The following is a 2,956-nucleotide window of genomic DNA, read 5'->3' as shown; positions in this document are numbered from 1 at the left end:
AGATGTGTATAAGAGACAGGCGCGGTTGAGAGGAGGCGGGACGCCGTGGCACTGGCGCTCTACCGCAAGTACCGGCCGCGTACCTTCGCCGAGGTCATCGGGCAGGAGCACGTCACCGAGCCGTTGTCGCAGGCGTTGCGCAGCGGGCGGCTGAACCACGCGTACCTTTTCTCCGGGCCGCGTGGCTGTGGCAAGACCTCCAGCGCCCGCATCCTGGCCCGCTCGCTCAACTGTGAGCATGGTCCCACCCCGGAGCCCTGCGGCACCTGTGACTCGTGTCGCTCGCTGAGCGGTGACGGGGCCGGCTCGATCGACGTCATCGAGATCGACGCGGCCAGTCACGGTGGTGTGGACGACGCTCGCGAGCTGCGGGAGAAGGCGTTCTTCGCACCAGCCAACAGCCGATTCAAGATCTATGTCATCGACGAGGCGCACATGGTCTCGTCGGCCGGCTTCAACGCCCTGCTCAAGCTGGTCGAGGAGCCCCCGGAGTACGTCAAGTTCATCTTCGCCACCACCGAGCCGGAGAAGGTCCTCGGCACGATCAAGTCGCGGACCCACCACTACCCGTTCCGGCTGATCCCGCCGAAGACCCTCCGGCCATATCTGGAGCAGCTCACCGAGGCCGAGGGCGTCCAGGTGGAGCCGGCGGTGTTCCCGCTGGTTGTCCGCGCCGGTGGGGGCAGCGCACGGGACAGCCTCTCGGTGCTCGATCAGCTCATCGCCGGTGCCGGTCCGGACGGGGTCACCTACGCGCGGGCCGCCGCGCTGCTCGGCGTCACCGACTCGGCGCTGATCGACGAGATGTGCGACGCGTTGGCCGCCGGGGACGGCGCCGCCGCGTACGCCACCGTCGACCGGGTGGCCGAAGCCGGGCACGACCCCCGCCGGTTCGCCGCCGACCTGCTGGAACGCCTGCGCGACCTGATCGTGCTCCAGCAGGTGCCGGACGCCGCCACCAAGGGTCTGATCGACGGACCGGCCGACCAGATCGAGCGGATGACCGCCCAGGCCGAACGCCTGGGGCCGGGCACCCTGTCCCGCTGCGCCGACATCGTGCATGACGGACTGGTGGAGATGCGCGGCACCACCGCGCCCCGGCTGCTGCTGGAGCTGATCTGCGCCCGGATGCTGCTGCCCGGCGTCGACGACTCCACCGGCGGACTGCTCCAGCGCCTCGAACGCATGGAACGTCGGCTCACCCTTACCGGCACCGACGCAGCATTGGCCGCCGCGCCCGCAGCGGGTCCGGGACGGGGCGAAAGCGAACCGGCGGTGCCCGGTGGCCAGTCGGGGGCGGCTGCCGCACGTGCCGCCGCGGCCAGCGCAGCCGCCCGGGGCGCGACCACGCCGACCAACGGCTCCCACGGCCCGGCTGACTCGACAGGCACCGGGTCTGGCCGGCCCGGCGGCCCGGTAGGTGGCGCTGGCACCGCTGGCGCGGACGGAGAGCGTGGCGGCAGCGCTGGTGCGGCTGGACAGCGTGGCGGCACCGCTGGCTCGGCGGGCCTGACGGACGTTCAGCGCGGCGGAGGGGCCGGTCCTGGCGGGCAGCGCGGCGAGGCGGACGGGAACGGCGCGGGCGGGCCGCGTGGCGCGGCTGATGCTGGCGGGCTGCGTGGCGAGGCTGGTCCGAATGACGCGGGTGGGCAGCGCGGTGACGGCGGGTCCGTGGCCGCGCGGCGGCAGGTGCCGCCCTCGGCCGTGATGCCTGATCCGGTCACCCCGGAGCCGCCCCGGCCCGGTGCGCCGACCCCCGGTGTGCTGGACGCGGTCGCGGTACGCCGGGTCTGGCCGGAGGTGGTCGGCAAGGTGAACCGCAGCCACAAGAAGATCGCCGCGCTGATGCGCGACGCGGTCGTGCGCGACCTCGACGGCGACACCCTCGTGCTGACCGTGAAGTCGGCGGTGCTGGCCCGGATGATGTCCGACCACGCCCAGGTGCTCACCGACGCGCTCTACGAGGAACTGGGCGGACGTTGGCAGATCCGGTGCGAGGTGGCCGGCGAGCGGGGCGGCATGTCGCCGGGCAATCCGCGTGGCGGCCCGGCGCCGTCGCGTACGGCAGCGGAGGCCCGGCCGAACGGCGCGGCTGGCGGCCGGCCAGGTGTGGCTCCTGGTCGCACCGGTGACGCGCCCGCAGCCCAGCGGGGTGCCTCCGGCCGCTCCGGCGCGCCGGCAGCGCCCGCAGCGTCTGCGGCTGAGGCGGCCGAGGATGACGAGAGTTGGCCGGAACCGGCCCGCCCCGGTGGCGCGGCACCCACCTCCGACGCTGTCGCGAGCGACGGGGATGAGGGGTGGCCGGAACCGGCTCGTCCGGGTGGCAACGGGGCGGGGCCGGACCGGCCCGCCGGGGGCGCGGACCATGGCGGCCCGGGTGCCTCCGCCGCACCAGCCGGGAGCAGGTCGCCCGAGGCGCGACCGACCCCGAGCGAGGCGCGACCGACTCCGGCCGAGGCGCGACCGGCCAACGGCGGTTCGGCCGCGGCGAACGGCGCGCCGGCCACCGCGAAGGTGTCCCGTCCGGGTGCGCCGAGCGGTGGCAACGGCAGGTCCGGGGGTGCCCCGGTGAGCAGCGCGATCGCGGCGGCTCGGGCGGCTGCGGCCGGACAGGGTGGACGGTCCACCGGGGCGGCCCGGCGGACGGCTGATGTCGAGTTCGCTGGCGAGCCGCCGTACGATCCGGACTTCGACGGCCCGGCGCGCGGCGGTGCGGGACGGTCCGGCGGCGCGCAGCCGGCGGCCACGCCTACCTACGAGGGGTTCGATCCCGGCGACGAGCCGCTGGACGAGATCATCGACGAGAAGACCGCCCGCGAGTCGAGCGAGGAGCAGGCCCTGCGCCTCCTCCGCACGGCATTCGCCACCACCGAGAAAATCAGCGACTAACCCCACCCACCCCGCGCGGTGACCATGAAGTTGTTGCCCCCGGCCTCGGCGTGTCATGGCGATAACT

The 2,956-nt window shown here is 74.3% G+C and carries 1 protein-coding gene; it reads left to right on the top strand.

Going from position 1 to position 2,956, the window contains the following annotated elements:
- Positions 1–45: 45 nt before the first annotated feature.
- Positions 46–2,889: a DNA polymerase III subunit gamma and tau gene (locus C1I93_RS29960; RefSeq protein ID WP_111246598.1), complete on the top strand. Its 2,844-nt coding sequence runs from the start codon at positions 46–48 to the stop codon at positions 2,887–2,889.
- Positions 2,890–2,956 lie beyond the last annotated feature (67 nt).

The organism is Micromonospora endophytica (genome assembly GCF_003236305.1).
Classification (GTDB): Bacteria; Actinomycetota; Actinomycetes; order Mycobacteriales; family Micromonosporaceae; genus Micromonospora; species Micromonospora endophytica.
The sequence above is the reverse complement of the archived record's forward strand: the minus strand, read 5'-3'. Positions and strand labels throughout refer to the sequence as shown.